General features: G+C 47.5%; 26 protein-coding genes and 1 tRNA gene. 14 read left to right on the top strand and 13 right to left on the bottom strand.

Going from position 1 to position 23,286, the window contains the following annotated elements:
* Positions 1-85 precede the first annotated feature (85 nt).
* The gene (locus tag QUB04_RS30070; protein ID WP_006634856.1) at positions 86-370 is read right to left on the bottom strand and encodes a YggT family protein; all 285 of its coding nucleotides are present in this window, start codon (positions 368-370) and stop codon (positions 86-88) included.
* A gap of 124 nt (positions 371-494) precedes the next feature.
* On the opposite strand from QUB04_RS30070, the gene psbX reads away from it, so the two are divergent.
* The 6 genes from psbX (at position 495) to QUB04_RS30100 (ending at position 5,883) form a co-directional block, all read left to right on the top strand.
* Complete coding sequence (psbX, locus tag QUB04_RS30075; protein ID WP_333290227.1) at positions 495-614, top strand: photosystem II reaction center X protein; 120 nt, start codon at positions 495-497, stop codon at positions 612-614.
* A gap of 281 nt (positions 615-895) precedes the next feature.
* A complete protein-coding gene (locus QUB04_RS30080; RefSeq protein ID WP_333290230.1) occupies positions 896-1,705 on the top strand; it encodes a Ycf66 family protein in 810 nt (269 codons plus the stop codon).
* 426 nt (positions 1,706-2,131) lie between these two features.
* Positions 2,132-3,256 (top strand): redoxin domain-containing protein, encoded by a 1,125-nt coding sequence (locus QUB04_RS30085; protein WP_333290232.1) that lies wholly within the window; start codon positions 2,132-2,134, stop codon positions 3,254-3,256.
* A 111-nt stretch (positions 3,257-3,367) separates the two neighbouring features.
* The gene (locus tag QUB04_RS30090) at positions 3,368-4,819 is read left to right on the top strand and encodes a DVUA0089 family protein (RefSeq protein ID WP_333290235.1); all 1,452 of its coding nucleotides are present in this window, start codon (positions 3,368-3,370) and stop codon (positions 4,817-4,819) included.
* Between the two features lie 150 nt (positions 4,820-4,969).
* On the top strand, positions 4,970-5,590 hold the full coding sequence (locus QUB04_RS30095; protein ID WP_333290237.1) for a pre-peptidase C-terminal domain-containing protein: 621 nt from the start codon (positions 4,970-4,972) through the stop codon (positions 5,588-5,590).
* A 134-nt stretch (positions 5,591-5,724) separates the two neighbouring features.
* A complete protein-coding gene (locus QUB04_RS30100; RefSeq protein WP_333290238.1) occupies positions 5,725-5,883 on the top strand; it encodes a hypothetical protein in 159 nt (52 codons plus the stop codon).
* A 76-nt stretch (positions 5,884-5,959) separates the two neighbouring features.
* Here the strand turns inward: QUB04_RS30100 and QUB04_RS30105 are convergent, their stop codons facing one another.
* On the bottom strand, positions 5,960-6,148 hold the full coding sequence (locus QUB04_RS30105; protein ID WP_333051883.1) for a chlorophyll a/b-binding protein: 189 nt from the start codon (positions 6,146-6,148) through the stop codon (positions 5,960-5,962).
* Positions 6,149-6,242: 94 nt separating this feature from the next.
* Positions 6,243-7,259: a succinate dehydrogenase/fumarate reductase iron-sulfur subunit gene (locus QUB04_RS30110; RefSeq protein WP_333290240.1), complete on the bottom strand. Its 1,017-nt coding sequence runs from the start codon at positions 7,257-7,259 to the stop codon at positions 6,243-6,245.
* A gap of 238 nt (positions 7,260-7,497) precedes the next feature.
* Here QUB04_RS30110 and QUB04_RS30115 point away from each other — a divergent pair, with 238 nt between their 5' ends.
* The 8 genes from QUB04_RS30115 (at position 7,498) to QUB04_RS30150 (ending at position 15,108) form a co-directional block, all read left to right on the top strand.
* Positions 7,498-7,740, top strand: a complete 243-nt coding sequence (locus tag QUB04_RS30115) for a hypothetical protein (protein ID WP_333290242.1) — start codon at positions 7,498-7,500, stop codon at positions 7,738-7,740.
* A 656-nt stretch (positions 7,741-8,396) separates the two neighbouring features.
* A complete protein-coding gene (locus QUB04_RS30120; protein ID WP_333290244.1) occupies positions 8,397-8,801 on the top strand; it encodes a hypothetical protein in 405 nt (134 codons plus the stop codon).
* A 264-nt stretch (positions 8,802-9,065) separates the two neighbouring features.
* Positions 9,066-9,284, top strand: coding sequence for an excalibur calcium-binding domain-containing protein (locus tag QUB04_RS30125; RefSeq protein WP_333140048.1), 219 nt, complete (start codon positions 9,066-9,068; stop codon positions 9,282-9,284).
* Positions 9,285-9,406: 122 nt separating this feature from the next.
* Complete coding sequence (gene radC / locus QUB04_RS30130; protein ID WP_333140050.1) at positions 9,407-10,138, top strand: RadC family protein; 732 nt, start codon at positions 9,407-9,409, stop codon at positions 10,136-10,138.
* 317 nt (positions 10,139-10,455) lie between these two features.
* A complete protein-coding gene (locus tag QUB04_RS30135) occupies positions 10,456-10,794 on the top strand; it encodes a DUF1815 family protein (protein WP_015176985.1) in 339 nt (112 codons plus the stop codon).
* A gap of 857 nt (positions 10,795-11,651) precedes the next feature.
* A complete protein-coding gene (locus QUB04_RS30140) occupies positions 11,652-12,131 on the top strand; it encodes a DUF4079 domain-containing protein (RefSeq protein WP_333055125.1) in 480 nt (159 codons plus the stop codon).
* 238 nt (positions 12,132-12,369) lie between these two features.
* Positions 12,370-14,961, top strand: coding sequence for a ComEC/Rec2 family competence protein (locus QUB04_RS30145; protein ID WP_333290246.1), 2,592 nt, complete (start codon positions 12,370-12,372; stop codon positions 14,959-14,961).
* Between the two features lie 60 nt (positions 14,962-15,021).
* Positions 15,022-15,108 (top strand) — tRNA-Ser (locus QUB04_RS30150).
* 157 nt (positions 15,109-15,265) lie between these two features.
* On the opposite strand, the gene QUB04_RS30155 is transcribed toward QUB04_RS30150, so the two are convergent.
* From QUB04_RS30155 to QUB04_RS30200, 10 genes are all read right to left on the bottom strand, one after another.
* Positions 15,266-15,574 (bottom strand): flagellar alpha dynein, encoded by a 309-nt coding sequence (locus QUB04_RS30155; protein ID WP_333290248.1) that lies wholly within the window; start codon positions 15,572-15,574, stop codon positions 15,266-15,268.
* 32 nt (positions 15,575-15,606) lie between these two features.
* Positions 15,607-15,927 (bottom strand): hypothetical protein, encoded by a 321-nt coding sequence (locus QUB04_RS30160; RefSeq protein ID WP_333290250.1) that lies wholly within the window; start codon positions 15,925-15,927, stop codon positions 15,607-15,609.
* A gap of 139 nt (positions 15,928-16,066) precedes the next feature.
* Positions 16,067-18,907, bottom strand: coding sequence for a DUF3854 domain-containing protein (locus QUB04_RS30165; RefSeq protein ID WP_333290253.1), 2,841 nt, complete (start codon positions 18,905-18,907; stop codon positions 16,067-16,069).
* A gap of 399 nt (positions 18,908-19,306) precedes the next feature.
* Positions 19,307-19,612 (bottom strand): hypothetical protein, encoded by a 306-nt coding sequence (locus QUB04_RS30170; protein ID WP_333290254.1) that lies wholly within the window; start codon positions 19,610-19,612, stop codon positions 19,307-19,309.
* Positions 19,605-20,192, bottom strand: a complete 588-nt coding sequence (locus tag QUB04_RS30175; protein ID WP_333290257.1) for a hypothetical protein — start codon at positions 20,190-20,192, stop codon at positions 19,605-19,607. The genes QUB04_RS30170 and QUB04_RS30175 overlap by 8 nt, the downstream gene beginning before the upstream one ends.
* Positions 20,183-20,455, bottom strand: coding sequence for a hypothetical protein (locus tag QUB04_RS30180; RefSeq protein WP_333290258.1), 273 nt, complete (start codon positions 20,453-20,455; stop codon positions 20,183-20,185). Before QUB04_RS30180 ends, QUB04_RS30175 begins: the two co-directional genes overlap by 10 nt.
* 5 nt (positions 20,456-20,460) lie before the next feature.
* Entirely contained in the window at positions 20,461-20,724 is a 264-nt protein-coding gene (locus QUB04_RS30185) for a hypothetical protein (protein ID WP_333290260.1), read from the bottom strand.
* On the bottom strand, positions 20,725-21,234 hold the full coding sequence (locus tag QUB04_RS30190; RefSeq protein WP_333290262.1) for a hypothetical protein: 510 nt from the start codon (positions 21,232-21,234) through the stop codon (positions 20,725-20,727). It lies immediately after the preceding gene.
* On the bottom strand, positions 21,231-21,710 hold the full coding sequence (locus QUB04_RS30195) for a hypothetical protein (RefSeq protein WP_333290264.1): 480 nt from the start codon (positions 21,708-21,710) through the stop codon (positions 21,231-21,233). Before QUB04_RS30195 ends, QUB04_RS30190 begins: the two co-directional genes overlap by 4 nt.
* 269 nt (positions 21,711-21,979) lie before the next feature.
* Positions 21,980-23,203 (bottom strand): site-specific integrase, encoded by a 1,224-nt coding sequence (locus QUB04_RS30200; RefSeq protein ID WP_333290266.1) that lies wholly within the window; start codon positions 23,201-23,203, stop codon positions 21,980-21,982.
* Positions 23,204-23,286: the final 83 nt, after the last annotated feature.

The raw sequence follows: 23,286 nt of genomic DNA on the forward strand, positions 1-23,286 counted from the left end.
CATGCCCCATGCCCCATGCCCCATGCCCCATGCCCCATGCCCCATGCCCCATGCCCCATGCCCCATGCCCCATGCCCGCTGACTCTTACATCATCATCGTCAGCAGCCCTTGCTGACCGAGAATCATTTCTCGCAGCAAGCTACAGATACCCACCCAAATAATCGGCGTAATGTCCACCCCGCCGATCGGCGGTACAATCTTTCTAGTTACGGCTAAAAAAGGTTCCGTCGGCCAAGCAATCAGACTCAACGGCAACTTGCTCAGGTTCACCTCGGGATACCAAGTCAGAACGATCCGAAAAATAAACAGCAAGGTCATCACGACTAGGACAGAGCCCAGAATCCAACTTGCAACGGTAATACCAGTCATGGGTCTTATCTCGAAATCTTAAGTTTTATTAAGTCGGCCCTTCATAATTTTAACCGTTTCACAGGTGCGATCGAAAGTATAAAATTAATAAAAATCAAATTGTTGTAACAAAGGCTTTGAATCTATGACTCCTTCTCTCGCGAACTTTTTGTACAGCCTGCTGGTGGGCGTGACACTGGTAGTGATTCCAGCAACGATCGCCCTGATCTTCATCAGCCAAAAAGACAAAATCAAGCGCACCTAAAAAGTCAGCGGGTTTCTAAGTCCGGCGCTGCAAGTCAATTGTGGGCTACAAGTCGGGCATTTCCCCGATCCGAGAAACCTCGGCTGCCAGCAACTGTCAAGGCAAAACCTTCAGTTGACTGCCAAGCTGAGGTTTTTTCCCGTTAAACTCATTATTATACTCACTTCCCAAGCTGAAACCCTGACCGGACGCTGCCCCAGAAAGCACAGTCGGGCTGACAGACTTAATGATAGATGTAAAATCTAACTCGCTAACATAGGAAAGACATAGGAGATAGGCTAATGGTCAATTTAGGATTGAACTGGAGCAGCCTGTTAGGGATTATCCTAGCAGTAGCAGGGGCAGGACTGTATTTTCTGCGATCGTGGCGTCCCAAACTAGCCCGAGACCACGATATTTTTTTTGCAGCAGTCGGCTTGCTGTGCGGCGGTATTCTGTTATTTCAAGGGTGGCGGCTTGACCCAATTCTGGCATTCGGTCAATTTCTGCTCAGCGGTACCGCCATATTTTTTGCCACAGAAAGCATCAAGCTGCGAGGAGCGACCACAGCCCAAGCGAAAACTCGCGCCCAATACGTAGATGAAGAGCGACCGGTCAGCAACGCCTACGGTTACGACGGCTATGATTCCGAAATGGAGCAGCTAGAACCAGAGGAAGACTATCCGCAGCGTCCCCGCATCAGAGGCAGCCAAGACTACCGTTCCTCTCGGGAAGCCTACGACGACGAACCCCGCCGCCGCCCCTCGAATCGCAACGGCAGCATTAACACCTCCCGACCCGACTCGCCCGATCGATCTTCGCGCAAACGTCCCTCTCGCCCAGAAGCCCCGCCCGCCCAAGAGCCTGACAACTGGGACGTTTCAGACAACCCCGAAGAAAGACCGACCCGCAGCCGCAGCAGTCGCCCCCCTGCTTCGGAAAACCGCAGTTCCGATACGCCGCCGAGAACCAAAAAACCCCGTCCTACCGAATCATCGAGGTCTCGCCCCAGCAACCGCGACGTGGAAGCACCGCCGTCAGATTACGTGGAGTATCGACCTGTAGAATACCCGGAAGACCAACCGGATAATTCCCCCAGTTTCGACAAATAGGCAAACACTAAGTAGATGGGTGAAACTAAACTTTTATCGTGCCCGCAGGCAAAAAAATAAGTTGCGTTTATTGATGCCCATCTACTTATTCTCAGATATTAAAGTGATTAAAACGACTGTAAATTGCGAGTGTGAAACCCCAAACCAACGGAGATATACACAAATAAAAGCTAATTTTTTTTTAAATTTATTTTGACCGAAAGCATCCAGGATACAAGCCCCCGGATTCATTCCGAAAGCAGACTCAGGACCCAGAAATAAAAAACCTGTATCCGAGAAACTTGCCCCCCGAATTTATTCGTGGGGTCAATGCTTCAATCTAAAATCTAAAATCTAAAATCTAAAATCGATTGACCTACCGAATCTGTGGAACTAATCGACAGCATAATAATCTAAATATAAAATCCCCAATCTTAAATCAGCAAGATGCCATTACTCGAAATAGGAGATCCGGCTCCCTGGTTTTCCATTCCTTCTACAAATAACCCCTTATTTCATTTCTCAACCGTTGGCGGCCGGCGAGTCGTGCTGTTTTTCTTTGCCAGCGCAGCTTTTGAACAAATCCAAGTTATCCTCAAAAGCTTTCAAGAGCTATCAGAGGAATTCCGAAGCTTGCAAGTAGCGCGGTTCGGAGTGAGCGTTGACCCTGCAGACAAAGAACAAAACAGACCGACAACAATTGCTCCGTCATTCCTCTTTTTCTGGGACTTAGACAAAAAAGTCAGCCAGCAGTACGGTGTTTTCCGAGATGTCGAAGAAAATGGATTTGCCGGAGTTCACTATGCACCCCAAACTTTTGTACTCAACGAAAACCTTCAGGTAATTAATATTTTGCCGATGGGTGAACCGCACCAACACGCCCAACAAGTATTAGATTTTCTCAAAACTTTGCCCCCAATTGAGGAAGCCCGATCGGCGAATCCTCACGCCCCGGTGTTGGTAATTCCTAACGTTTTGGACAAAGCATCTTGCCGCAGTTGGATCGATATGTACAAAACTCACGGTGGCGGTCCTTCGGGCTTTATGAGGCAAATAGGCGGGAAAACAGTTGGTCTGCACGACGACACTTTTAAGAAGCGCCGCGATTTCTTTATTGAAGACCCGAAGTTACAGCAGCGATTGAGTGCGATTATTTGGCGCCGGGTGCGGCCGGAAGTAGAGAAAGCTTTTCAGTTTACAATTACCAGGTTTGAACGGTATTTGATAGGTTGTTACGATGCTGACAGCGGCGGTTATTTTCGGCCGCACCGCGACAACACTAGCCAAGCTACGGTGCACCGTAGGTTTGCGATGACGCTAAACTTGAATGTGGGAGAGTACACGGGGGGATTTTTACGGTTCCCCGAGTACGCGCCGCACGGTTATAAAGGCGATTCTGGCACGGCGATTATTTTTTCGTGTTCTTTGCTGCATGAAGCGACGCCGGTGATTAGTGGCCAGCGTTTTGCTTTGCTGTCTTTTTTCTACGGCAATGAGGATGCTGCGCTACGAGAAGCTAATTTTAAGTATTTAGCTGCTGATTCAGATTCCCGAATAGGAGAACCGGCGTGAGGAATGTCACTACCGTGGTGCAAGTCTTAAAATAATTACAGAAGGTAGTTAGCAGTTAGCAACAAAACCTAATTCCTAGCTACCGATCGCTAAATACTAAAATCGAGCGCCATGAATTTCAAACTTCTAAGTTTAGCAGTATCGGGAATTTTAACGGTTGGGGTTGCAGCCAGCGCTGCTGCAGTTGTTACGACATCCCCTGTGCGGCAATCAACAGATTTAACGGAATTTAACTCGGTGCATTCCCAGGGGGCGATCGCCCAAAATGTTGAAGAACAAACCAATATTCGAGTCTACGAAAAGGCTAGTCCGGCGGTTGTTACCGTCGATACAGATAAATCTAACGGCAGCGGCACAATTATCAGCCCCGACGGCATGGTGTTAACGAACGCCCACGTTGTTTCGGCAGGCGGTACGGTCAATATCATTTTGTCAGACGGCAGAAAACTTGTCGCCGATGTCATCGGATTCGGCGAAGAAGGTCTAGACTTAGCCGTGGTGAAGATTCGCGGTCAAAACAATTTGCCTACCATTCCTTTAGCCCGTCCCGGTTCGGTGAAAGTCGGGCAACAAGCATTTGCGATCGGCAATCCCTTCGGTCAATTTCAAGGTACTTTTACAGTCGGAATCGTCAGCCGCATCGACCCACAGCGGGGCTTAATTCAAACCGACGCCGCCATCAATCCCGGCAATTCAGGAGGCCCACTGCTCAACAGTTCAGGAGAATTAATCGGCGTTAATACTTCTATTTTTACTCGCGGTCGGGGCGGTGGCAGTATCGGTATCGGTTTTGCAATTTCCGCAGACAAATTACCCGCTTTCCTGACAGCGGTGCGAGAAGGGCGGGCTCCCCGCGTGGCTCAAGCCCGATCGCCCTTTGGTGGCAACAAATCACCTCAAAAAGTTGCGTTAAACGGGCCCGCCGTCAGCGGCCTCCTCACCGACAAGTCTAGTGTTCTGCCCACCGACAACAGCTTTTTTGACCTCTACTCGTTTGAGGGAAAAGCGGGCCAGCAAATCACAATAGAAATGAAAAGTCAAGAGATTGACCCTTATTTAATTTTGCTCGGGCCCAACCAGCGGGAAATCGCGCAAGACGATGACGGGGCAGGCAGTAAAGACGCCAGAATTACAGTCAGGCTGCCAGCAGACGGGACTTACACGTTAGTGGCAAATTCCTACCAAGCTAAGCAGTCAGGGGCTTATACGTTAGAACTGAAAGCGAGTGCTCCTACCGCGCCTTCTCGGGCAATTTTGCAAGAAGAAGGCGCTTTAGTCGCAGGCGGCCCAGTATTGCCGTCTGACAACAGTCTGTATCGAGAGTATACTTTTGAAGGTCGATCGGGTCAGTCTGTAGCCATTTCCCTCGAAAGTACAGATTTCGATCCCTATGTGGCTATCTTTGACCCTAACGGCCGATTAGTGGCAGAAAATGACGATGGGAGCGATTCGACTAAAAATGCGTTTCTGACCGTTACTTTGCCCGCTACGGGTCGCTATCGCGTAATTGTCAATGCTTACGATGCTTCGGGCAGGGGTCGTTACACTCTAACTGTCCGGTGAAAATTGGGCATGGGGCATGGGGCAAACAGGGCATGGGCCAAACAGGGCATTGGTAGCACCTAACAAATAATCCATGACTACTGACTACTGACTACTGACTACTGACTACTGACTTCTTCCTTCCTTCTTCGTTGCAAATCGAGGTAATTCATGCGTCAAGTTAGATTTTGGGCGATCGCGCCAATTGCTCTGGTAGCTACTTTTTCTGGCAAGCCGACTGTCTCCCTGCCAGTTTCCAATTTAGGTGGAGTTGCTAACAGTAGTTCCACCCTCATTTCAGCAGAATTTCCTCAAAATTTAACTGATGCGAAGCCTGCTGGCAAGGCGGTTTTAGCTCAAGCAAGCCCCAACCCGTCGCCATCACCACAAAGTTCGCCAACTCAGAGCCCAAGTGTAGAACCTCGATCGAGCCCTGATGCGGGTTCATCTAAGGTCATTTTAGAGCAAAACGGAGAACTCACCCCTGCTAAGTCTTCTGTACTGCCCTCGGACAGCAGTTTGTACGACGAGTACACCTTTGAAGGCACTCAGGGTCAAAAAGTGATTGTTACCGTAGAAAGTACCGAGTTTGATACTTATCTCGCTATTTTCAACTCCCAGGGCGAGCTACTTGGAGAAAATGATGATGCAACGCAGCAAAATTCCAATTCTGAGCTTACTGTTACCTTGTCTGCGAACGGTCGCTATCGCGTCATTGTCAATGCTTACGATCCGCCTCCAAAAGGTAGAGGCAAGTACAGTTTGACCGTCCGTGAAACAATTGGAAATTAGTTTGAACGAAACTTGGTAGTCAGGGCACGGCATTGCCGTGTCCCTATAATTCAAGGACGATCGCACTACAAGCCACTACTCTCCACTTTGGTAAATTCATATGTTTTTAGGCCACTATAAATGGGAGCATCTCAATGAAAGCAGCAAAGCTCGAAATTGGAATTAGGAGTCAGGAGTCAGGAGCCAGGAGAAAAGAGTCAGAAGGAAGAAGAAAGAAGTGTTTTTGCAAATATGAGATGCTCCCCTATAAATGTTATAATATTGTACCTTTAATTGGATTAACAGTATTTTAAATAACTCTTAAAAATCAAAAGGAAGCTGAAATATAGATAAATTTTCAGCTTCCATTTTTAATTGATTTTGATTAATTTAACGCAGGCCCAGCCAGGTGAAAAAATCCTGGCGGGTGAAGAATTCTAGCAGCAAAAGTCCCACGAACCCCACCATCGCAAATCGTCCGTTGATTTGTTCGGCGTAGGCATTCCATCCAAAGGCTGGTTCTGGTTTTGGGGTATTTGGGGTTGTCGGTTTTGGGGATGGAGGAGTTTTAGCAGTCATTTAAAAGTTTTGAGTTTCGTGTTTTGAGTGATGACTTTTGGGAAGCTTTGCGATCGCACAACTTGTAATTTACCAGGAAAATGACAGCCGATCGCTAATCTGCTGACTTTTCTAAACTTTGAACCGATTCGATCAGATTTCGCACGGTTTCAGTACCTTCTGAAGGCTCAAAAAACATCGGGAACTTGCCGCGAGCGATCATTCTCAAACCCAACGGGCCCAGACTCAGCAAACCTTTAACGTCGCGGAAGTAGTTTCCTACTACTTCGATGCCAAATTTGCGCTCATCTATCCAGCCACCTTCTTTGACGAGATCGATTAAAACTTTGCGGTGGCGGATCGATCGACTGGCTTGGTTGTCTTTGCGATCGAGAATCTCCTGTTTAATCTTACCAATTTGATCCATCGGCGCGACTTCCATCGGACAAACCGAGTTGCAGTAGTAACAGCGGGTGCATCCCCAGACGCCTGCGGTGCCTTCGTTGTATTTTTCGAGCCGATTTTCGGTTTCGCTGTCGCGGGAGTCGGCGATCGTGCGGTAAGCTTTGGCGAGGGCGTGGGGGCCGACAAATTCCGGGTTGACTTCGCGGGCGTTGCACTCAGAATAGCACGCGCCGCAGAGGATGCAGTTGCCGGTTTGGTCGAGTTTCGATCGCTCTTCTGGAGTTTGCAGAAATTCGCGTTCTGGAATTGCTCGCGAGGCGGTGCTGACATAGGGTTCAACTGCTTCTAGGTTGTCCCAAAAACTGGTCATGTCAACAACCAAATCTTTAATTACCGGCATATTTCCCATTGGGGCGACGGTGATTTCTGGGATGAAATCGGTAGGCCTTTCTGCTGAGCTGGAATCCGCTATTTTTTGCAATCTTGCGAGTTCGCTGGCTACATTTTCTTTGCAAGCTAATGCCGATCGACCGTTAATTCGCATAGAACAACTGCCGCAAATTGTATTGCGGCAATTTTTGCGAAAAGCTAAAGTGCCGTCGTGTTCCCACTTAATACTGTTGAGGCAGTCTAGGATGGTATTGCTCTCTTCCACATCTAGGGTGTAAGTGTGAACCCGGGGAGCCTCGTTTTGATTTTGGCGCACTACGTTAAAGCGGAGTTTCATATTTTGAGTAAGGAATTTAGTTTCTATTTTAAGCTAAATTTTTGGTCTCTCTAGAAACCTATTATTTTTTTAACAACTACCTAAAGTAAGAGATTATCAAAGGTTTATTATTGTTTGATAAACATCAATAATTCTAAAGTTATAAATCATAAATTGCAACTTTTTTAAGCGGATTTGTGAGCTATTAATTGGAGATAAAAGTAATTAATCGCTGCAATTCGCTAGTCGGAGGTGCGTGATGTCCAGCTTGTTTGTATTAACTTTCATGTTTTCCACACCGGCTTTTTGTCTGGGTCTGCTAAATCCTCAATGGGTGGGACAGGGAACTCGCCAGCGATCGGCTGCCTTGTACGGCGGCTTGATGGCAGTTTCGTTCGTTTTGCTTGGGGTTACAGCACCTAAGCCGCCGCAAGCAGTTTCATCGGGGCTGCTGGCCTCAACTGAATGGCCCGAATTTAGGGTAAGCGCACCTTTGCGCTGAACGTAGCTGGGTATGCATTTCACTTTTTTGGCACCATTACAAGAAATTTTACCAGGACTTACGCCCGGTTGGGGCGAGAAACTTAGTTTTTTAAGAAAAATACTTGGTTCTACTCATTTACTGCAATTAAAAACCCAGGTTTATAGGCGTCGGAGTGCGATCGCGAACTGTAGGAAAAAATCGTGGTTTTAGCAAGGAGAAATCTACTCAAAAACCGGTTAGGAATGAGAATTAAATAACTTACAATGCGTGATTGTTCTTGTGGGATGGGCCTAAGAGCCCGTCCAGAAATGGCGGGCTAAGAGTGCCCAACCCTACTCCCCACAAACTTGTGTAAATTATTTAATTCGCGAGCCTTACACCAGGGTCGGGTCTCCAACGTTCTAGTTTACTTCGTAAATCATAGGGATTTGTGAGTTTGCCTGCCGATAAATAAGGAAGTTAACTTCTCAGGACTTACGCACAGGGATTAAATAAATCGGGTTGTTTAAACAGATATCCTTCGTGCTTCACCTCGGATTTGGGTAAAATAAACCCGGTTTCGCCGTCCTGGATTACTTCTCTTTTTTACTGCTAAAAATCGCTATGTTTAATTTTTTCATCTTAAGCTTTCTATTGTCGATACCTGCCTTCTTTCTGGGTATTGTTAATCCGAAATGGGTGCACCAACCCGCAAGCGATCGGCTGCGATGTACGGCGGGTTGATGGCGGCTTCGTTTGTACTTGTTGCCGTCGCCGCACCCAATCCGTCTCAGGAAGTTTCAGTGGCGCTTCCGGCCCCAACCGATCGGCTAGAATCATCTCAAACCGCTAAGCCATCACCGCTTTCGGCAGTGCCGACACCCAAGCCGGAGACTGTGAAAACGCCGACACCAACACCGAAACCTGCAATTTCTCCTCCCGCACCTGCACTTGCCAAACCAGAGCCCGATCGCAAATTGCCATCTTCAGTCAAATCTGTTGAACGAACCGCAGAGATTGCTCTTGATGCACAGCAGCCAAAAAAAGATACCAAGAAAGTTATTGACCGAGAAAATGGGATGCAAGCCCCGTCCTTTTAGGACGGCTTTATGCTATAGTTTAATTGGTTGAAATCCCCACCTAAGATTGCAGCGATATATACTCATCTTGAGTTGAAACCGGGACTGATCCAGTAATAGGGAAAGACCCAAGGGCAATGGTTAAAATCCAACCTGGAAGCAAAACAAAGTATTGTTAATGTTTTTTAAACAAAACGATACATATAGTCGGGATAGGGCATTGCCACGACTTAAAATGAACATGGAGGCGCTCGTAAGACTACTTCGGTAGCATTGGTCGATGAAGTGTTAAGAATCCTCTCGCCTTTAGGCAGGGGAGTATGTCAAGAGTCTTCTAAACCAAAGGTTAAAAGTGCCGATTTTCCGAGTTGCGTTAACTCGGATTGCAACTGTTCGGACTTTGCGACTCAAGCTGAAGCACAGCGAGTTTTAGAGGCATATCCGGGCGATCCTTTTAAGCTCGATCGAGATCAAGACTCGATCGCTTGCGAAACGCTGGGTTAGATTTAATCTGCCAAAATCCTCGGTTAATGATGAAGGCTTTTTTCGGTGATTGTACGAATTGAAGAAGGCAAATCGATCGGCTAAAATTGTCTAATTGTTGAGCTTGCGGTGCGGGTGCAGCTATGACTTACAGCTTAAGAATTGTCGATTTGCCAACGAGTGAACGGCCACGGGAACGGTTGATGGCGGGTGGCCCGAAAAGTTTGGCGACTGCAGAATTGATTGCGATTCTCCTGGGTACTGGTCAGGGCCCCGGCAAACTTTCCGCCGTCGGGCTCGGACAGTATATTTTAAATCAGTTGAGTTTGCACCACCGCGATCCTCTGGCTGTGCTACGCACTATTAGCGTTCAGGAGTTGACGCAGATTCACGGGATTGGCCCTGCTAAGGCGACTTCGATTTTGGCTGCGGTGGAGTTGGGGAAGCGGGTATTTCAGTCGCGGCCGCCGGAAATGGCTGTGGTTGACTCTCCCCAAGCGGCGGCGGATGCCCTGAGTCAGGATTTGATGTGGCAGTCTCAGGAACGTTTTGCTGTGGTGTTGCTGGATGTGAAAAATCGGCTGCTGGGTACTCAGGTAATTACGATCGGCACAGCAACGGAAACTTTGGCTCATCCACGGGATATTTTTCGCGAGGTGATCCGCCAGGGGGCGACGCGGGCGATTATCTCGCACAATCACCCCTCCGGGATTGTGGAACCAAGCCCGGAGGATATTGCTTTGACGCGACAGTTGCTGGCGGGAGCGCAGTTTTTGTCGATTCCGCTGCTGGATCACTTGATTTTGGGGAATGGCGATTTTCTGAGCTTGCGGCAGACCACGACGCTTTGGGAGGAGTATCCCCAGGGTGATTGAACTCTTCTACTTAACTAATTGCATTACTATCATTAGTTATTTGTATCTTTGGGCTCTGCGACGGCTGAATCAGCCCTGACAGCAGGCAAATTTTCCGGCTGGAGTCCCCCGCTAGAGCCTGTTTTGGCTGAATGTCGCTGCTGATACTGCGTTTCGAGCACAACTCGGTTAATGTAGTATAGGTAGGCTGAAGAGGTCGCTAATCCGATTTTTTTTGAGCATACTAAACGTATACTGAACCAGCACCTAAATACCCATTTATTAAGAAATTATTAAATGGGATGTAAAATACACGGTGTGGTGATAGGAGGAGAACTGTGTTTCTGAGACTTGCAGAACAACACCGTAAATTCGTTCAAGATTTGGTAATGAACCTCCAAGCTTTAGCGATCGTGCTAGAGCATCGGGGTTATCTGGCATCCTGCTACACTTGCGGGGGTCAGATGAACAGTGCCTCATTTATGGTCAGTTTGACGGACAACCATCTGATTCGATTCTTAGTGTCAGATTACGGTATCACTTGGACTGAGATGCGGGACGACCGCGAACTCATGAAACTAGAAGGTGCAGAAGCGATTAATCAGTTACAAGAACTGGCAAATCTCGTAAAGTATCAAATCCAACCTTCGGAAGCTACTTTAGCGACGGCGCAGTGAGTGTAGCGATTGCACGGTTCCGAGGAAGGCGACGCAAGAAAGTCAGTGCTTGTCTGCTAAAACCGAATCCCCAGCGAGTTAGTTGAGAGGGTTCATTTAGGTGCACAGCGATGGCTGCTCAACAGCCAAGGGTGCTATCAGGGTGCCTTCAGACAGTTTAGCGCTCAGTCGATCGCGAAGTGAGCCTGGGCAGACGGCATACTTTATGCCAGAAGTCTCAAACTTGGAACCTCTAGTTTTTTTCCAGAAGTTGATTCTCCCTTGAGAACGATTAGCAAAATTTAGAAGTGTGACGGCTCGTCGGCTGCGATGTTAATTTCTCACTTGGCCATTCCAAAGTCAAGGAATTGAAATTAACTTTGAGCAGGCAGGTAAAATTTAACATCCAGAGTGAGGATGAGGCTGTGAAGATTGGGCAAAAGGCAGCCCACGGGGTGTGATGTGCGGGCGAATGGCGTTTATTTTTGCTCTTAGATTTAGCCTATCAGGCTAATAATTAACTTGAAGCAGCATCACTGCTGTAAAACATCTCACAGCCGGCCCAAGCCGGCTAAGTTTTGCCTATATCCAGGCTTCGGCGCAATGTTTGACCATCATGTTAGATAGATTCTGGTTGCACTCCTGATGATTGTTGACTGTTGACTGTTGACTGTTGACTGTTGACTGTGAACCCAAAAACTGAAAATTGTGCTTCTATTTGGTTGCAGATTGAAGGAGACTTTACGCTCCACGATAAAGCACGGATTTGATATTAAACAGCTCTTAGAAATCGCGATCGCACTTGCTACACTAATATTTTATAATATTTTAATGATTAGTCCGAAAATATTTATCGCCAAGTTTGGAGTCAGTATCAAATGGTAAATTTAAGCGAACTTCTAGAACCCATCGCCAGTCAATTTCGCAGTCTAGGAATTCCCGAACCAATTACCCATTGGGGACACCCTGTAATGATGGGGATAGTGGTAGTGGCGATGGGCAGTTTTGTCGGCTATACGGGATGGCAGGGACGTTTGGCCACCGATAAAGATGTCGCACTCAAAAGTCGCTCGGATCACCGCAAGCTTGCACCGTGGATGTTTCTGTTTCTAGCTTTGGGCTATACAGGCGGCTTGCTGTCGCTGGTGATGCAGCACCAGCCAGTCATGGAAAGCCCGCATTTTTGGACGGGTTCAGCAGTGCTGGTTTTACTGGCTATTGGCAGCTTGATTTCGCTGACGGGTTTTGGGGGCAATAAGCTAGCACTGCGCGCGGTTCACGCTTATTTAGGCACGACGGCTTTAGCACTTATGGTGCTGCACGCGGCTTTCGGTTTAAAATTGGGGCTGTCTATTTAGAAGAAGACTTATCAGGCAGTGGTAGTATATGTAGGGTCGCAATGTGTACCCTACATACAGAGCTTATATGAAATCCTCTCTTCATCGCCATTATTCGTCTCTCTCTCTTCTCTTCCTCTGCGTTCTCTGCGTTCTCTGTGGTTAAATCATTCCGATATAACCGGAATTGATATTATGTGTTCTGGACTGAAACCAACTCTACTTTTGACAGTAAAAATTGCTAATTACTTGCTAATTAATGAATCAAGCAACGGGTGTCATCTTCTGTCTTGCCTACATTTTGGGATTGATTTCTACAGCGGTTTTTTGGGGTAGATACGCGATACTTGCTTTGGGAATAGCGGTAGCAATCGCCCTGCCGAAATGGTTGCGAAAATATACTAAAAATTCTGTCCAAGTTACTAAGAAAAGACGCAGCAGACAAAAAGAAAATGCTCTTGAAGAACCCTTAGATGCGAGGGAAGAGTTGAGTTTGTTGGAGAGGCTACCGAGAGCGAAATGGGTGTGGGCAGTTGCGGGTTTGCTGGCATTTCTAGCTAGCGTTTATTTTGCAGTTCGATCGCCCCAACCGGCAATAGATGACATCAGCAAACTGATTCCGGCTGGCGGCAACACTCAAGAAGTGGCAGTGACAGTTCGCGGTAGAGTTGTCAGTACGCCCCGATTGACTCGATCGGGTCGATCGCAATTTTGGCTAGAAACAGATTTAGTTAGCGAAATCAACGGCGGCGAGGGAGGAGCAGTCGTAAACCGCCCAGTATCCGGTAAACTCTACGTTACAGTGCCGCTGCTGCAAACAACGGGTTTGTACGCCGACAATACGATCGCAGTTGTGGGTTCATTGTACAAACCGCAGCCACCGTCGAATCCGGGGGCTTTTGATTTTCAAACATATTTAGCCAGAGAAGGGGCTTTTGCAGGACTCAAAGGGCGTCAAATTGACTGGAAGAGAGAAAAGGCGATCGCGGATGTAAATCGAGTTAACAGCCAAACGGCTGCTTTCTTGGAACCAAGCGGGATGCAGCCATCGAAAATTCAAGCGATGCGGCAGCGGATCGTGCGATCGCAACTATCGCAGTTAAATGTTCCCGAAGGGCCCTTGATCAGTGCGATCGCCCTTGGCAAACAAGCAGTAGATTTACCTTACAACATCCGAGACTATTTTGTGCAGGCTGGATTGGCGCACGCGATCGCAGCTTCCGGCACTCAAGTTTCGATGGTTTTGGCTTTAGTTCTAGCTTTAACCAGGCGTTTTTCCAAACAATTGCAATTTAGCTTTGGCGTCGGTGCTTTATTTTTGCTCGTGGGGCTAACTGGCTTTGAACCATCAGTGTGCCGCGCCGCTTTGATGGGATTTGGGACACTATTTGCTTTGGTGCTCAGCCGCCAAGTTAAGCCGCTGGGATTGCTGTTAATTGCTGCTACTATTTTACTGCTGGTTAACCCTTTGTGGATTTGGGATTTAGGTTTTCAACTGAGTTTTTTGGCGACTTTGGGGTTAATAGTGACAACGCCGCCACTGATGGCAAAGTTGGACTGGATGCCGCCCGCGATCGCTTCGATTATTGTGGTTCCGATCGCCGCTTCAATTTGGGTGCTGCCGCTGTTACTTTACGTTTTTAGCGTGGTATCACCTTACAGCATTTTAGTTAATATTATTGCGGCTCCTTTGCTGTGGATTTTGAGTATTGGGGGGATGGTTAGCGCTTTAGCTGGATTGATTTTTCCGCCCGCTGGCAGTGTTTTAGCGCAACTGTTGGACTATCCGGCAAAGGGGTTAATTGCGATCGCCCAATATTTCTCGCAATTACCCGGTAATTCGGTAGCTGTCGGTCAAGTATCGGTGTTTCAGCTAATAGCGCTTTACAGTTTAATTTGCTGGGTTTGGATCGGGGGAAGAAAGAAGAAGGAAGAAGGAAGAGGGAAGAGGGAAGAAGGAAGAAGGAAGAAGGAAGAGGGAAGAAGGAAGAAGGAAGAAGGAAGAGCGAAGAAGGGTAAAAGTAGAGTTGTTTCGCTGCCGAGTTTTTCATCTGCTTGGATTTTACCGCTGGCGCTGGTGGCGGGAATAAGTATCATAGTTTTGCCAGCTTGGCACGTTCAAGCATCTTTATTTCAAGTTACTTTGCTGGCGACATCTGGCGAGCCTGTTTTAGTAATTCAAGATCGGGGAAGAGTGGCACTAATTAATAGCGGTGATGAAAATACCGTAAGGTTTACAGTGTTGCCTTTTTTGCAGCAGCAAGGAGTTAATTCTGTGAATTTTGCGATCGCCACTCACGGTCATTTAGGTTTGAGCAGTGGTTGGGGAAAATTACTAGAACGCTTGCCAATTAAAACATTTTATGATAATAATGCTCCCAAACAAATTCACCGTGGCAACAATCAGGAATTTATAACGGCTGTGCAATCTCGCCAAGGCGTTTACATTCCTTTAGAAACTAGCAGTACAGTTGATCTGGGTTCGACGCGGTTGCAGTTCGTGAATGCGGAGATTCCGGTGGTAGAATTCCTGGTGGGAAATCGAACTTGGTTGCTCGTCGGTGAAATGACACCGGAAGTGCAAAAAAAATTGGCAGCAACGGGAACCTTGAAGCCGGCTCAAGTGCTGTGGTGGTCAGGAAAAGCCCTGACGGCCGAGTTATTGGGCGCGGTTGGGCCGCAAGTGGCGATCGCCTCTGCTGACGAAATTGACCCAGAAACCGCTGCCCAACTGCGCCAAAGCAAAACCCAGATATTCTGGACAGGGCGCGACGGAGCCCTCCAGTGGACTCCCGCAGGGGGATTTAAGACCACTCTGGAATCTGAAGAAAATCAAACTTCTTTTTTATAAAGATTTACAATCTGGCGCACTGTGCGGTAAAATACTTTTAGCTCACATCTCAAGTTAATTGGAGAGGTGGCAGAGCGGTTGAATGCGGTAGACTCGAAATCTATTTTGGAGGCAACTTCAACGTGGGTTCAAATCCCACCCTCTCCGTACATCCCTTACTACACAAGGCTTTGAGGTTATCAGCTTTTTTGGCCATCTGTGCAATTTATCGGTAATGGTATATAAAGTGGTATATAAAAACGGTATATAAACCGCTTTTATATACCACTTTTTGCTTCCCTCTACCCCGCATCAGGGCGATCGATCAGGGTAGGAGTATTTCTAAAATTACCTCCACGTCTTCCCGTTCGGCCCTCGTCTTTTTACGCCGCGCTCTCAACTGGTTGAGCAAGTCGGCCGGCTCTGGAAAATCGGGAAAATTTTTACTGGCTGCATCATTTTTTGATTTTTGTCTCAGGTCGGAGAGTTCCGTCTCAACTCCCTCCCGATCGCGCCGCGCTTCCTTGAGCTCTTGCTCCAACATCTGCACCTTCAGTCCCAAATCGCCGTTGCGCTCGTGTAACTGATTCAGTTCCTTGTCCCATTCTGCAAGCTGCTTGTTGGCCGCTTTCAATTCCTGCCTGAGTGATTCATCGTTGCCGTCACTCAGGCACTCAATTTTCCCAGCCGTTCCTCAATGGCGGCCATCCGTTCCATCACGGGGTCAAGGCGATCGGCTACAGCCTTGTCTACAGTGTCTACAATATTTGTAGACGCGACACTATCATTGCTTCGTGTAGACAAATCTGTAGACGATGTAGACACTATAGGTGTAGACAAAGTAGACAGCGCTGTAGACGTGCCTGAGACTTCTTTGAGAATGCGTTGTGCAGCTTGACTGACCGACTCACCGTCTAGCTTTTGAGCTTCTATCCAGTTCAGGAAGTGACCGGAAGCCCTGAATGATACGACTTGACTCTGACTCATTGTAGACACCTGTATACAGTATTTGTCTACAATAACTGATGTCTGTCTACACTGTCAACAGTTTGTCTACAAAACTTGTAGACACGAAAATCCCCCAATTAAGGGGGATGGGATTCAGTCGTCAGTTGTCAGGCAGTGGCTAAATTTTTCCTTGGAGACGGATGAGTTCAGCAATCCGCTCACGGACTAACTCGTCTTCTCCCTCCAACCAGTCAGCGATAGTAGCAGTGCTGTATTTCCGTCCCGGCGTATTCCATCCGAACATTTGAGTAAGCAGGGCTTGTAAATGTTCAGAACGGTACTCTGGCCACCAGATTAGTGCAATGTCTCGCATTTTTTCTGCGTCCTCTGAGCTGATAACTTCGGGTACTGATGCCACTGCCGGCTCTGACTCCGGTTTTAATGGGGGCTGAGCTTGCGGAGATTGAGTGAGTATTTTTACCAGTTTCTCGCGCTCGCTGTCGGTAAGTTGAGAGAGTAAATTGCAAACCTGACTAAAAGGTGAGGAAACGTCGGTTCCATCGGTTCCACCGCTCTGCATAAGGGTTTGTGCGGTTCCATCGTTGGTTCCAGTATTTTTTGGAACCGACGATGGAACCGCTGTATCACTTACTGCATCTACTGGAACCGATGGAACCGATGTTTTTACAGTTTTTGGGCAACCTTGCACAAATCCAATTCCAAGCAAATATCTTTGTCCTCTTCGCTCCATTTCATCACGCTCAAGATATTTACACACTTGAAGCTTAGGAAAAATCTCGCTAAGCCTTGAGGACAACTGGTTTATAGCTTTCACCGGAGCGTCATACTTACTAGGAAGTTCATTCCAAATCAGCTTCTCTTTGGTGCCGCTAGTCTCTCTCTCTAGAATCCCTGCATCCTCATACCAAGCTTGCAATTGCTCCCACAAATCTTTAACCCAGACGCGACCGCCAGACTGAACCTCCAAACCAACCTCGCGCGCAAACTGCCACAAGTGCCGACTTTCCTCTTGAGCTTCTCGCATCGCCTCACGGGTTGCCTTGTAGTCAATCCCCTCTTTCAACAACAACGGCAACCGCTCCAACATCTTGTTAAGCATCGCCGGCGCAATCCGCTCAAGGACAAATTGGTCATCATCCTTAAAACGCGGGTCAGCTTCCAATTCACCCTGAGAAGGGTCAGCATCACGCTTGTAGGTTTTCTTGAAACTCAGGATGCCGTAGCGGTCATCAATTGCAGCCGTCCCCCCGGTTATAGACGGTAGCTTGTTGCAGTTGGCAAAAAAGGTAGCCGCAGGCTTGTACTCATAGCTATCCTTGCCTTTGCGCTCAATATCAAGAGGGTCGCCCGTAATGAACTGTTTAAGGCTCTGGATGGTATCTAGGTCTACTTTTGCAGTATTCTCTGAAGCCCAGTTGCAGATGCTTCCTTCAATTCCTGCCAGAGAGAACTTGCGGCCATTGTCATAGGACTTGAAGTCTGACAGCGACTTCCCGGTCATCCCCCGCCCAAAGACAGCAGCCAACACAGACCGCAACGTATCTTTACCGTTAGCCCCCTCGCCGTAGCACAGCAAGCCTTTAACGCCCCGTCCCGTCAGCTTGGAGCGGACAAGCTTTAAATTCAACGCAGCAGCAGCAGTCCGCAAAAATACCTCACGCTGCGACGGCTCCAAACATTCCAAAAGACGATCGCAATCAGTCGGGTCAATGTCGGGGTCGTACTTGCAGCCAACATAGGTATAGACCTGGTTAGGGTCATGTGGCACAAACGAGTGAGAACCGTCAGGGTTAATTTTCACTACCCCGTTAGAGCAGTTCAAGCCGTCAGGATTTATTTTGTTTGGGTCAACCCAGTTCTGATCGATAACCCACTTCAGAATCTCAGTTCCGTTACTAGACCTGGCTCGGTTGTTGACCCAAACACCCTTTACCTTCTCCGCGTAGGTATTGAGCCAGCCACCGATACGGCGCTTTTCCTCGGACTCCGATCGCAATTCGTAGTGACTGCCAACATAGAAATAAAGCTGACCTCCAATAGCTTTCCAGTGACCGTCTGAGTAAAGTGCAGCCTCTGCCTTCTGTACGAAGTTTTGCAGTGCAGTCGGTGCTGTGTCTGGGATGTAGTCGTTCTCACTACTGTCATACTTCTGGCATACTACTTGTTCTTGCGTGCGCGGGTGAGGAGTTAGAGAAATATTAGGGTTAGAAGCATCTTTTTTGCGATCGCCTTTCTTGAGCTGTTTCTCCCACTTGGTTAGAGGTAACGCACTCGCTACAGCCTCTTTGAAAGCGTCACAACCGTTAGCTTTGATAAAATCATCCATCCCTTTAAACTTGGTATCCCAAACCGTTACGTGTACCTCGCAGCCCTCCTGTTCCAACAAGCGGCCAAACTTCAAAATGGCTGCACGGCAAGATGGGTTAGCCGCATAGTCCGAGTCAAAGTCTATGTAGTGGATGGTGTCGGGCTGTGCCCACTCCTTCACACGGCGCGCCAGTTCCCCATCGTTACCCCAATTCCACACACCCGTTAGAGCGATGACAGCTAGGTCAATACTTAAACCCGCGCCCGTTTTTTTGGTTCCCTCTGTCCAATGACGGGGGATGGATTTGTCAGTGTGAACCTTTGCCCAATAATCTTTATCGGGCATGGCTAGGAATATTGCGTCGGGTTCCATGCCGCTACCTGTGAGGTATTTGCGCGGTTTAGAACCTTCTGGCTGATGTGGTTTGTCTGGCTTGCCTTGTCCGTACCACGTACCCATAAATGCGCCTGTCCGCCAGTTAACGCCACGACACCACCAGCCCCCTGTCTTAATGGGTTCCTTTGGACGGATGCGCTCGTTGAGTTCTTTTGCCGTCAGCGATTCGATGTTGAGACGTGCGATCGCTTCTGATACGGCTGAACCCTCGCACCATTCTGCGAGGTGCTTTTGGTTGAAAGGGTTTAGATTTTGGAATGCAGAATTTTCCCCAGTGGGGTATGATGTGTTCATTATTGACGTGTACACCGCCTGGGTGAACATGATTACCAAAAGCCGTTGCGTGTAGGTTCCAATTACGAGCAGCGGTTTTTTGGTGTTTACAGTTTTTGGAAAACTTTAGGGCATAGAGAAAGGAACCGCCCTTTTCTTGCGGAAATATGCGGTGCTGATTCTCATTCCTGCATTTGACTCACACTGGTTATCGCAGACACACAGCAGGAGGCTGCTAGTGGTCTGCTACTGATTATAACAATGCTTCACTAGCGGATCTGCCTCCATGTGTTTTTCCTGCGCGACACGACTAGAAAACGTAAAAAAAACGTACCGTTTCTCTACCAAAACTCACTCGTCGGGTTTAAAGGTAAAAGCACTAGACGAGTGAGTCAGAACAAGGCTTTCAGCGCCGCCAAATCAGAGGGACTCTTGTCCGAAATTTCGGACGGATTTTTCTGTGCCCTGACCACCCAGAACTGCGTCCCACGGTCGAGGCTGTGGTTCCCCTGGTGTTGGCGGGACTGCTACCCCTAGCTGCGGTAATTGCAATTCATTGAGGTAGTAGGCGTACTGATTATCATCTCCCCGCTGCGGGTAGAACTTGCCGTTAGTTTTCCAAAAGAAGTCTTTACCTCGCAAAACCGCCAACACTAACTCTATTTCTGACTTGGTACCAGTCAATCTTAGGGCTGCTGCTGTTGGTATATTCGGCTGTCTAGTCATCACTTTCCCCCTTCACAAACGGCATCAAAAACTCATACTCAGCCTTCGCGTCCCGGTAGGATTGACTACTGCCGGCTGACACTCCCCAAACTTCTTTAAGGATTTTATTCTTGCCAGTGATGCCCTTCGCGTGACATTGCAAAATCAGTTCGATTTGTTCTTGCTGCCTAGTGGATAAATTCACTACAGCGAGTTCGCCCGAATCGCCAGAAGTCTTATTCAGTAACAGTTCTAGTGATTCTCTTATCGAATCGAGTTCTGCCTCTTGTTCGTCTGTTCGTTCGTTTGTTGCCAGAATTTGTTCTGCTTCCTGTTGTCTTTGTTTCTGAGAAATGTATACGCTAGTCGAGATTTCATCCACCACATCGGCAGTGATTGCCCGCTCTTTAATTGCCTCAATCTCCCCTTGTTCGGACAGTTTGCGGGCGATATTACCCGCCGATACTGCACAAGCAATCGCAGCACACAAACTAACACCTTGCAGCGCTTTGTGAGTGTCTAGCTTTTTGTCTAGTGCTGCTAGTGGAGTCAGCCAAAGAACTACAGAGGACGCGCTTAAAACGAACAGTTTTAGCTGCATGATTCCCCCTCAAGTAACTTACTTGAATGATTGTTGATTTCGCTAGCAGCTTTCTCAAAATCAAGGTTTTCAGCTCGAATCGCTTTTTCCAGAGCAGCGGAGATTCTGTCTTCAAATTCGTACTGTAAATCTGTAAAATCCCAGTTAAAAATTTCACAGTCGTCTTCCTTTTGTCGCTTAGCCCTTGCGTATTCTTTCAAGTTTTCAGCTTTTATTTCTTCGACAAATTGCGAGAGAAGATTGATAAAATCTTCTGTAGTCAAAAAGTCTAGGTGCATAGAAACACCCCCAAACCAATCAGCAACATCGCTAAACTGCCGATTAAAACAGCCTGTAAATCAGCCACTGAAATCTTGAGTAACTTACTCAGGGAGTAGTCAAGTAACCAGCTCAACCCCCAAGCAATCGCCATCGCTGCTAACAAGAATAAAACGGCTTTCATTGCCATCGAATGCAGACTCGCTATCCACCCCAAAAGGGAGAAAGCGACGCACCCGGCAACGAAGTAATTTGCCAGATACATCGCTTTCATTTAGTTAGTCCCTCCCGTGAGTTTGGCTTTAATCGCATCAATCCGAGTGCGGGCATCACTATCGGCCTTATCAATCCCTAAACCCAGTCGGGCATAGCCGGGACGCAAGCTGTGCAAGTGCTTAGCCAGTCGAGTGTCTGAGCGTTTTTTGCCCAGTTCATTATCAGCCACAACACCCTCATATTTGCGGTGATGACGGTGAACTTTAGCATCAGCTTCTTCAACTTTTGCCAGCGCTTCATAGGCGCGTTTAGACTGTTTTGCCCCGTCTGTTTTCTCTTTTGCTAAATCCTTCATTGCGTCCGCTTCTTCCTTGGTAAAGTAGCGCGGTGCTGGCACAACTGGAACACTACGGATGCTGGAAAAGTTACCAGGATTTAACGGTGTGATGACGCTTGCATCAGTGCTTGCCAAAACTTTTGATTTGTCGATTGCGTGTCCGCCGCCGTTGCTGGCAGTCATTTTTCCAGCATCAGAATTTCCGCCGAATAGGCGTAGTTGTAAGCTCATAATTTTGTCCCAATTTGAATGTTGACGCGAACAGGGGAGGGGAATAAATTCAAGGGATTGATTTGACGCCACATAGACATTGCCAGCACAAACACCCCCGCCGATGCGAGTACAAGTGCGATGAGTTGCCCAAAGTCAACCCAGTCTAAAAAGCTGGTGGAAGTCTGGCGGGTGAAACTGCACACAGGGAACGAACCGTCGTTAGTCCAATCTAGAGTGTCTACAGTGTCTACAGCTTGCGGGTCAAGCAGTTCAGGTATTGTGTCTACAGTGTCTACACTCAAGCTGTCTACAGTGTCTACATTCACTGTGTCAAGTGATTCGCCGTCAACCAGGTACAGTTCCAGCAGCGCTTCCCACGTAGCAGTTTTGCTGAGTTTCCCGAACTGCTTGGCGTCCTCATTGGTGAAGCCACGGTCAAAGGCGATCGCCCTTAGTTTGTCAATGCGACGGTAGCTGACGGTAGGTTTAGTCATGGCAAAACCCCGTCAACTCAATCATTAAGAGTTGCGATCGTCCGTTAGGACAATCGGCTGAAAGTGGCATAATTTATAGGCTCCAAACGTTGCTGTAAAACGGTTTGGGGAAGTCGTGGTTTGGCTAGCATTGCAAGTGCTCGTCAACCGCGCATCAATCTTCCTTAGTTACTCACGATTGCAGACTTCCACTTCCTTGTCAACACAGGAAGTGTAAAGTTTTGTTTCGCATCCTAACCCAAATAGTGAGTCACAAAAAACAGGAATATTTAACCCATATCAGACTCTTGCACCACACCGGGTAAATTAATACGCTCAATATCAAAATGCAAATAGTGCTGCATAATTACCTCCGGCGAATTCCCTACAAGCTTAGCCAGCTTTTGAATAGGAAAGTCATTATTAGCGTGGTACGAAATCATCGTGTGTCTCAGATTGTACGGAATACGATATCGCATTTCAAGACTCTTGAGTAACGTCTTCCAAACAGTATTTAAAGCAGCCTGACTGATAGGTTTTCCCATCTCATTGGTAAATACAAAACCTTCTTGCCGTGGGATTGACTCAAGCAAAATTTGCAATTCTTGATTGACGGGAAAAGTCCGCAACAGCTCTGTTTTAGTACCGTCTTTTGAAACAATCTTGCCACCAGAAGTCAGTACCTGAGCCTCGCAAAAAGTTATGATTCTTCTTGCAATATTGACGTTATCCCACTTGAGAGCGATTGCTTCACTGGGACGGCAACCCGTCAGCCAAAGAAAGTAAACGTACTTGTAATATTGACTGTGCTTGCCCTTAAACCGAGAATAGGTATCATCTCTGAGAGCATTTAGGATGCGGTAAACCTCATCAACCGTATACACATCAATCTTTTTTTTCTCTTTTTTCTTGCCACTAATCTTGACAGACCCCAAAACATCACGATATTCAATACCCCATCTGCGAGGTATATTACCCTGCTTACTGTTCCAATCAACTGCCGCAGTTAAGTGCATGAACCGTTTTTTCGAGGTAGCAGCAGAGCGTTTTTTGTCATTAAGTATCCACTGAAGAATCTCTGACTTATCCTCCAGTCGCTTAAACGGGCATTTTTCTAACAGTCTAGAAACATGGGTAATTTCATTGTTGATGTAAGTTTGTTCCCACGCACCGAGTGCTTGGTGAAAGTCAACATACTTTTTCCAAAGCAGTGAAAGTTCATCCTTGCGAACTATACGCAGAGAAGCTTTACTGCTATTAGCTAGTAGCGGTTTTAACTCCCCAACAAAAGTTCGCAGAGACTCTAAATCAATTATTTCAGCGGCGTCAACCAGTCGCTGTATTTCCCCGTCAAGCTTGCGTGCCAACACCAGGGCCGTAAATTCATCAGAACCGAGTCCGATAGTCGATCGCCCAAATCTCTGATGCAAGCGTGCCGCGTAGTAGGTTCTGACTTGGTGTCGCTGTACCTGAAGATTGAGCCACCGAAAGTCAGAATTTGCCGCTGGGTACATACTTATCCGACACTTTTTCGCTAACAAATGCTAACAAACGTATAAGTTAAGAGAGTCTCTCAACAAAGGCGTGTCAACCAATG

This window comes from Microcoleus sp. D2_18a_B4, assembly GCF_036702475.1.
Classification (GTDB): Bacteria; Cyanobacteriota; Cyanobacteriia; order Cyanobacteriales; family Microcoleaceae; genus Microcoleus.